Here is a 6,468-nt window from a genome sequence, read left to right on the forward strand (position 1 = left end):
CATAATATGCTTGAACTTATGAAACAAGGTTCATCATTCATAAATCACGACCGTGTTCGAGCATGTGCATCAATGTTCACGCCATGTGCATCCGATGTGCACCAAGCCAATAAATCCAGTGAATCCAAACAGATAAATGGCTAGAAATCCTCGCGTTCTCCCCCTCATCCTAGCAACCGCATTGTTCATGGAGAACATGGATTCGACGGTGATCGCCACGTCGCTTCCAGCCATCGCCAACGATATCGGCACGAGTCCGATTGCGCTGAAGCTGGCGCTGACCGCCTATCTCGTGTCGCTTGCCGTCTTCATTCCGATCAGCGGCTGGATGGGCGACCGGTTCGGCGCCAAGCGGGTCTTCCGCATGGCCATCGGGGTGTTCGTCATCGGCTCGATCGCCTGCGCGGTTTCGGGCTCCCTCGGTGCTTTCGTGGCGGCACGGTCGCTGCAGGGCCTCGGCGGCGCGATGATGACGCCGCTGGCGCGGCTGGTGCTGGTGAGGGCGACGCCGCGCAACGAACTGGTCGGCGCGATGGCGTGGCTGACCTTCCCGGCCCTGATCGGCCCGCTGGTCGGCCCGCCCGTCGGCGGTTTCATCACCACCTTCTTCACCTGGCACTGGATTTTTCTGATCAACGTGCCGATCGGGCTCGCCGGCATCTTCCTTGCGGGGAAATTCCTGCCCGAGGTGGAACTGTCGGGATCGCCGCCGCTCGACTGGCGGGGTTTCGTGCTGTCCGGCGTCGCGGCCTCGGGCGTGGTGTTCGGGCTTTCGGTGGTCAGCCTGCCGGCGCTGCCGCCGATCGTCGGGATGATCACCGTCGGCGTCGGGGCCGCCGCCGCGCTCCTCTATTTCCATCATGCGCGCCGCGCGGCGCACCCGATCCTCGACCTTCGCCTGTTTGCCAATCCGGCCTTCCGCGCCGCGGTCATCGGCAGCTCGATCTTCCGCATCGGCAACGGGGCCGTGCCGTTCCTGCTGCCGCTGATGTTCCAACTGGGTTTCGGCATGACGCCGTTCCAGTCGGGCATGCTGACTTTCGCCTCGGCTTTCGGGGCGATGGGCATGAAGCTGCTGGCCAAGACCACGCTGAAGCTTGGCGGCTTCCGCACCGTGCTGATCAGCGCGGCCCTGATGGCTTCGGCGTTCATTGCCGCCAACGGGCTGTTCACGGCCTACACGCCGCCCTCGGTCATCATCGCGGTGCTGATCGGTGCCGGGTTCCTGCGATCGCTGTTCTTCACCTCGTCGAATGCCCTGGTGTTCGCGGAGGTCAACGACCGGCAGGCAAGCCAGGCGACGGCGATTGCCTCCGTCTCGCAGCAGATCACGGTGGCGCTCGGCGTCGCCATCGGCGGCGGCATCCTGGAAATGCGCGGCTATTTCCACGGCGGCGGCCTGACCGCGGACGATTTCTCCTGGGCCTTCATGCTCGTCGCCGGCATCACGGCGACCGCCATCGTGCCGTTCCTGACCATGCCGTCGGACGCCGGCATATCGGTGTCGGGCCACAAGCCGCGGGCGCGTCCGATGTCCGACTAGGGCCTTGCGATACTGTTCACGGCTCCTGACGGCCCTTGAAATCCCGGGCAAGCAAATAGAGCTCGACCGACTCGTCGCGCGAAGCCGGCGGCTTGACGTGATGCACCGAGCGGAAATTCTGCTTCAAGCGGGTCAGCAGCTCGGCCTCCGTGCCGCCCTGGAAGGTCTTGGTGAGGAAATGGCCGCCGGGCCGGAGCACCGAAATGGCGAAATCGGCGGCGACTTCGCACAGATGCATGGTGCGCAGATGATCCGTCCGGCGGTGGCCGGTGGTCGGGGCGGCCATGTCCGAGACAACGATGTCCGGCGCCCCGCCCAGCGCCTCCGAAAGCCTGGCCGGCGCGTCGTCGTCGAGAAAATCCATTTGCAGCAGGGTCGCGCCCGGCACGGCGTCCATTTCGAGATAGTCGATGCCGACCACGGCGGGATGCTCGAGCGGCGAATGCGTGCGCGCCGCCGCGACCTGGCACCAGCCGCCGGGTGCCGCGCCAAGGTCGATGACGCGCATGCCGGGCTTCAGAAGATGGTATTTGTCGTCGATCTCGATCAGCTTGTAGGCGGCGCGGGAGCGAAAACCCTCCGCCTTGGATCGCTGGACATAGGGATCGTTCATGTGCCGCTGCAGCCAGCGGCGCGACGATTCCTTGAGGCTGCTGTTCTTGATGCGCGTCTTCAGGGCGCGGCTCGCGCCCGGCTTTCCCTGCTTGTCCTTCAAGGCCGGCCTCCCCCGTTCTGGGGCCGCCGCCAGACTCCCTCCTCCGCCATCAACTCGCTCAAAATGCCTTCGCGCAGGCCGCGGTCGGCGACGCGCAGGCGCGGCGAAGGCCAGTGCGCGCGGATCGCCTCCAGGATGGCGCAGCCGGCCAGCACCAGATCGGCGCGGTCGGCGCCGATGCAGGGATTGGCGACGCGCTGCTGAAAATCCCAGCCGCGGAGCTTGGCGATCATGCTGTCGACATGCTCGTTGTCGAGCCAGAGCCCGTCGACGCGGCGGCGGTCGTAGCGCTCCAGGCCGAGATGCACGCCGGCCAGCGTCGTGACGGTGCCGGACGTGCCGAGAAGATGAAAGCGCGAGCCCTTCATCAGATGGCTGATGCGGTGGCGGCCGTCGAAGGCGCCGATCATTTCCGCGACGTCGGCCACCATCGCGGCGAAGGTCTCGGGCGTCACGTCGCGTCCGCCGTAACGCTCCGCCAGCGACACCACGCCGACCGGCAGCGAGGTCCAGGAGACGATGTGGTTGGAAAGCCGCGGCGTGCGGTGCCGCGACAGGTCGATCAGCGCGATCTCCGATGAGCCGCCGCCGATGTCGAACAGAACGACGGCATCCGTATCGCGCTCGACCAGCGGGCCGCATCCGGACACGGCGAGCCGCGCCTCGGTCTGCCGGTCGATGATCTCCAGGTCGATCCTGGCCTCCCGCCGCACCCGGTCGAGAAACTCGACACCGTTCTCGGCGGCGCGGCAGGCTTCCGTGGCGACCAGCCGCGCCCGGCGGATCGAGCGGTTGCGCAGCTTGTCGGCGCACACTTTCAGCGCCTCGACGGTGCGGTCCATCGCGGCCTGGCTCAGCCTGCCGGTGGCCGACAGGCCCTCGCCCAATCTCACGATCCGCGAATAGGCGTCTACCACTCTGAACTGCCCGGGGCGGCCGGGGGTGGCGACCAGAAGCCGGCAGTTGTTGGTGCCGAGATCGAGTGCCGCGAAAATCGGCCCATCGCGGCCATAGAGAGGACCGCCCCGCTCCCAGGGACGGCCCGAAGGCTCCAGAGGAGGCGGCGGAATCCTGATCGGCGCCGGCGATTCGGGCGGCGCGGCAACGGCCTCAACCACAGCGGCGCCTTGCGGATTCTGCGAGGAGATCCCCGGCGCGAAGACCTTGCGGCCGCGTCTGCGCTTGCGCCGCTTCCTGCCCTTCTTGGCATTTGCCGGAGCGCCGTCCGCCGGACCTGGCCGGGCGGGGTCGAACCCGCCGGCACCTTTCGGTTGCCGGGAAGGCTCTTCACCTGAAACGCCGAGATACGTTCCAGGGCTTTCGGACACCCCGTCTCCCCGCGCCATCGCGCCGGTGTCAGGGTCTTCCACCTAAAATTCCTTCCAGCACCGCACGAACCTGGGGAACGCGGCTGCCATATGTCTTGCGTTGGGCAAACCATAACAGCGCCGCGGCGGATCACCAAGCGGATTGTCCGAATTGTCGCAGTGCCTTGCGGGAGAGCGCGCCGGCATCCTATCCTTCGCTGCTCAAGACCCATCCCCCAGAAAAAGCTGCCGGCAAACGATCGATGATCCCCACGCGATGAAGCCAAAGAACTATTTCTGGCCGGCGATCGGCCTCATCGCCGTCGGCTTCTCGATATGGCTGCTCTACAACGAGTTGCGCGGAATCTCGCTGGAGGACCTGGGTGACGGGCTGGAGGCCATCCCCGCCCACCGCTGGGTGCTGGCGGCGTGCAGTTCGGTCCTCGCCTATGCCGCGCTGGCCGGCTACGACCACATCGCGCTGACCCATCTCGGCAAGAAGGTTCCGTTCAGCTTCATCACGGTGTGCTCGTTCACCACCTATGCGCTGGCGCACAATATCGGCGGATCGGTGCTGTCGGGCGCGGTGATCCGCTACCGCGCCTATGCCACGCAGGGGCTCTCCGGACAGGAGGTCGGCGTGCTGGTGGCGCTCTGCTCGTTCACCTTCGTGCTCGGCGCGATCCTGCTCGGCGCGTTCCTGCTGCTCCTGGAACCCGAGGTCTTCGACGGTTTTGTGCATTTCATGCCGGTCTCGGCGACGCGGCTGACCGGACTTGGGCTGTTGCTGCTGGTCGGGCTCTACATCTTCGGAAGCTGGCTGCAGTTCAGGCCGCTGAGGATCGGAAAATTCGCCATTCTCTATCCGCGGCTGCCGATCGTCGGGCGGCAATTGGTGATCGCGCCGATGGAACTGATCGGGGCGGCCGGCATCATCTATTTCGCCCTTCCGGAGGCCGGCAATCCAGGCTTCCTGGTCGTCCTCGGCGTCTTCGTGGTGGCATTTTCCGCCGCGCTGATCTCGCATGCGCCCGGAGGGCTGGGTGTGCTGGAGGTCGTCTTCATCGCCGGCCTTTCCCAGATGGACCCCGTGGCGGTGCTGTCCGCGCTGCTGGTGTTCAGGCTGTTCTACCTGATCGTTCCGCTGCTGCTGGCGCTGGTGGTGGTGCTGGCATTCGAACGCTCGCGGTTCGGACGGGATTAGACGCCCGAACCGAAGGCGGACCGCCGACGGCTTGGAGGCGACGGTGGCTTGCTTGCGCGGACGCCGCATATGGAAAGGCGCGCCGCCCGCCATGAGCAGTTCGCTAGGGCCTCCGCGACACGCCGAAGGTGTTTGGGGCCGAATGCGAGGAAATTAGGGCTCGATGGACTGACGGCATGACCTTCGCCCTTCACAGCCCTAGCAAGGTAGCCGGCTAGCCCGGTCCGCCGTCCCGCGATGGGAGCACTTCGAATGCGTGGCCGCGTGGGAGCGCGCCCGGCGCTTCGCCACGGTCGAGGAATCGCAGGAGATCGCCGGCAGCACCCGGCACGCGGTCTCTGTGATCATGGAAGCTGACTGGCGTAGGCTCGGCGGCGCCTAACCGCCGATCTTCACCGGCTGGCCTACCAGAAGCCCGCCCTCACCCGGCGGGCTTTTTTCTTGTGCACTCTTTCGGAGCGTGTTGCAGAAATGGAAATATTTCGTCACGGTAACTCTACCGCCCAACGTGTGATCCGGCGGCTACCGGACCACACGCCTGCGGGCGTAGCGCCATCTGGCGTTGGGGTTTGTGGCTATCTGTCACTTGTCAGACGACACCGCAAACCCCTGCCAGCGCGGCGAATATGCCATATCTCGCGCTGCTTTTTCGCAGCCGGCGGATTTCACACGCCCCTGTCCACAATTTGTTTGTATGTGGTTTGTTCCTGCCGATCGATTATCGCCAGCGGGCGGCTTTGGCTGAGTCGGATAGACCGCTAAATATTAAGGATTGCAGGCTGTCCCTTTGCAATTAATGAATGTCTCATGACTTTTTAAGCACTCAGGGTGCTGTGCAATCCGGCCAATGGGCATCCATCTAACCGTAATTGTGACATGCACAAATTGATTTTGCCTTCTAGGTGGGACAACAAAATATGTAGATAGACCTTCAACCCCACCTCTAACCACTTTGGCCGAAAACGTGCTTTCGTCCGAAATTCCATTGTTGCTCACGGTCACGTCGCAAGATGTATATCCCGCTGGGCCATTTACATCTATCTGATGCTCGTCGCCCCTTCCATGATCGCCAGAAAAAGTTGGATATACTTTTTTAGCAATCATCACTCCAGCTGCCGCCTGACGAGAACAATCAACAGAAAATGCAGCGCAGCCTGCAGTAATAAGTATCCCTGCTTCTTTTGTCCCAAGTTCCTTAATTGTTTTGAGGACAACGGATCCATTTACGTCTAGGTCAAAACTAACTGGGCTTATTATTTCATCTGCGTCACTATGCGCCGCTGCAGGCGATGCCAAGCCCAAAAGGATAGGAAATATTACGGTATGATATCGCACGTCGCCCTCCCTTTTTCCCCAAACGGATGAAGGTAGCACTTATTCCAGTAATGAGTCTAGTAGTCGCTAGCTGGAGACCCGCATTAACCGTCCCGGTAGGGATGGAATTGTGATTCACTGCTTCTGTCGTGATTTGGAGACGGGACGATGGAGCAGCGGTCGCTATTCGGGCTTTCGGAACATCTCGACCGGCTGAGCAAGAATGGTGATCCGCTCGAGGTTCTGGAGGCGACGGTCAACTTTGAGTATTTCCGTGACTGGCTGGTCGAAGGACTTGGCTATGGCGAGGGTGGCAAGGGTGGTCGCCCGCCGTTCGATCCGGTGTCGATGTTCAAGGCGCTGATTTTGCAGGCGCAGCACAATC

7 protein-coding genes are annotated in these 6,468 nt (G+C 63.3%); 4 read left to right on the forward strand and 3 right to left on the reverse strand.

From position 1 onward, the window contains the following. Positions 1–136 precede the first annotated feature (136 nt). Positions 137–1,543 (forward strand): MFS transporter, encoded by a 1,407-nt coding sequence (locus ABMA59_RS28885; protein ID WP_349008842.1) that lies wholly within the window; start codon positions 137–139, stop codon positions 1,541–1,543. Positions 1,544–1,559: 16 nt separating this feature from the next. Here the strand turns inward: ABMA59_RS28885 and ABMA59_RS28890 are convergent, their stop codons facing one another. Beyond that, positions 1,560–2,258, reverse strand: coding sequence for an RlmE family RNA methyltransferase (locus ABMA59_RS28890; protein WP_349008843.1), 699 nt, complete (start codon positions 2,256–2,258; stop codon positions 1,560–1,562). Continuing rightward, entirely contained in the window at positions 2,255–3,628 is a 1,374-nt protein-coding gene (locus ABMA59_RS28895; RefSeq protein WP_349008844.1) for a Ppx/GppA phosphatase family protein, read from the reverse strand. Before ABMA59_RS28895 ends, ABMA59_RS28890 begins: the two co-directional genes overlap by 4 nt. A gap of 214 nt (positions 3,629–3,842) precedes the next feature. On the opposite strand from ABMA59_RS28895, the gene ABMA59_RS28900 reads away from it, so the two are divergent. Together ABMA59_RS28900 and ABMA59_RS28905 are read left to right on the forward strand one after the other, a co-directional pair. Next, entirely contained in the window at positions 3,843–4,769 is a 927-nt protein-coding gene (locus ABMA59_RS28900) for a lysylphosphatidylglycerol synthase domain-containing protein (protein WP_349008845.1), read from the forward strand. Between the two features lie 256 nt (positions 4,770–5,025). After that, a complete protein-coding gene (locus ABMA59_RS28905; RefSeq protein WP_349008846.1) occupies positions 5,026–5,151 on the forward strand; it encodes a hypothetical protein in 126 nt (41 codons plus the stop codon). 383 nt (positions 5,152–5,534) lie between these two features. On the opposite strand, the gene ABMA59_RS28910 is transcribed toward ABMA59_RS28905, so the two are convergent. Further along, positions 5,535–6,104: a hypothetical protein gene (locus ABMA59_RS28910; protein WP_349008847.1), complete on the reverse strand. Its 570-nt coding sequence runs from the start codon at positions 6,102–6,104 to the stop codon at positions 5,535–5,537. 147 nt (positions 6,105–6,251) lie between these two features. Here ABMA59_RS28910 and ABMA59_RS28915 point away from each other — a divergent pair. Then, a partial coding sequence (locus ABMA59_RS28915) for a transposase (RefSeq protein ID WP_484534586.1) occupies positions 6,252–6,468 on the forward strand: 217 nt, incomplete at its 3' end.

This window comes from Mesorhizobium yinganensis, from assembly GCF_040081985.1.
GTDB lineage: Bacteria > Pseudomonadota > Alphaproteobacteria > Rhizobiales > Rhizobiaceae > Kumtagia > Kumtagia yinganensis.

Excerpts from the sequence above, each read along its gene's own strand:
- ABMA59_RS28885 (WP_349008842.1), top strand. The coding sequence starts at position 137 with ATGGCTAGAAATCCTCGCGTTCTCCCCCTCATCCTAGCAACCGCATTG.
- ABMA59_RS28900 (WP_349008845.1), top strand. The coding sequence starts at position 3,843 with ATGAAGCCAAAGAACTATTTCTGGCCGGCGATCGGCCTCATCGCCGTC.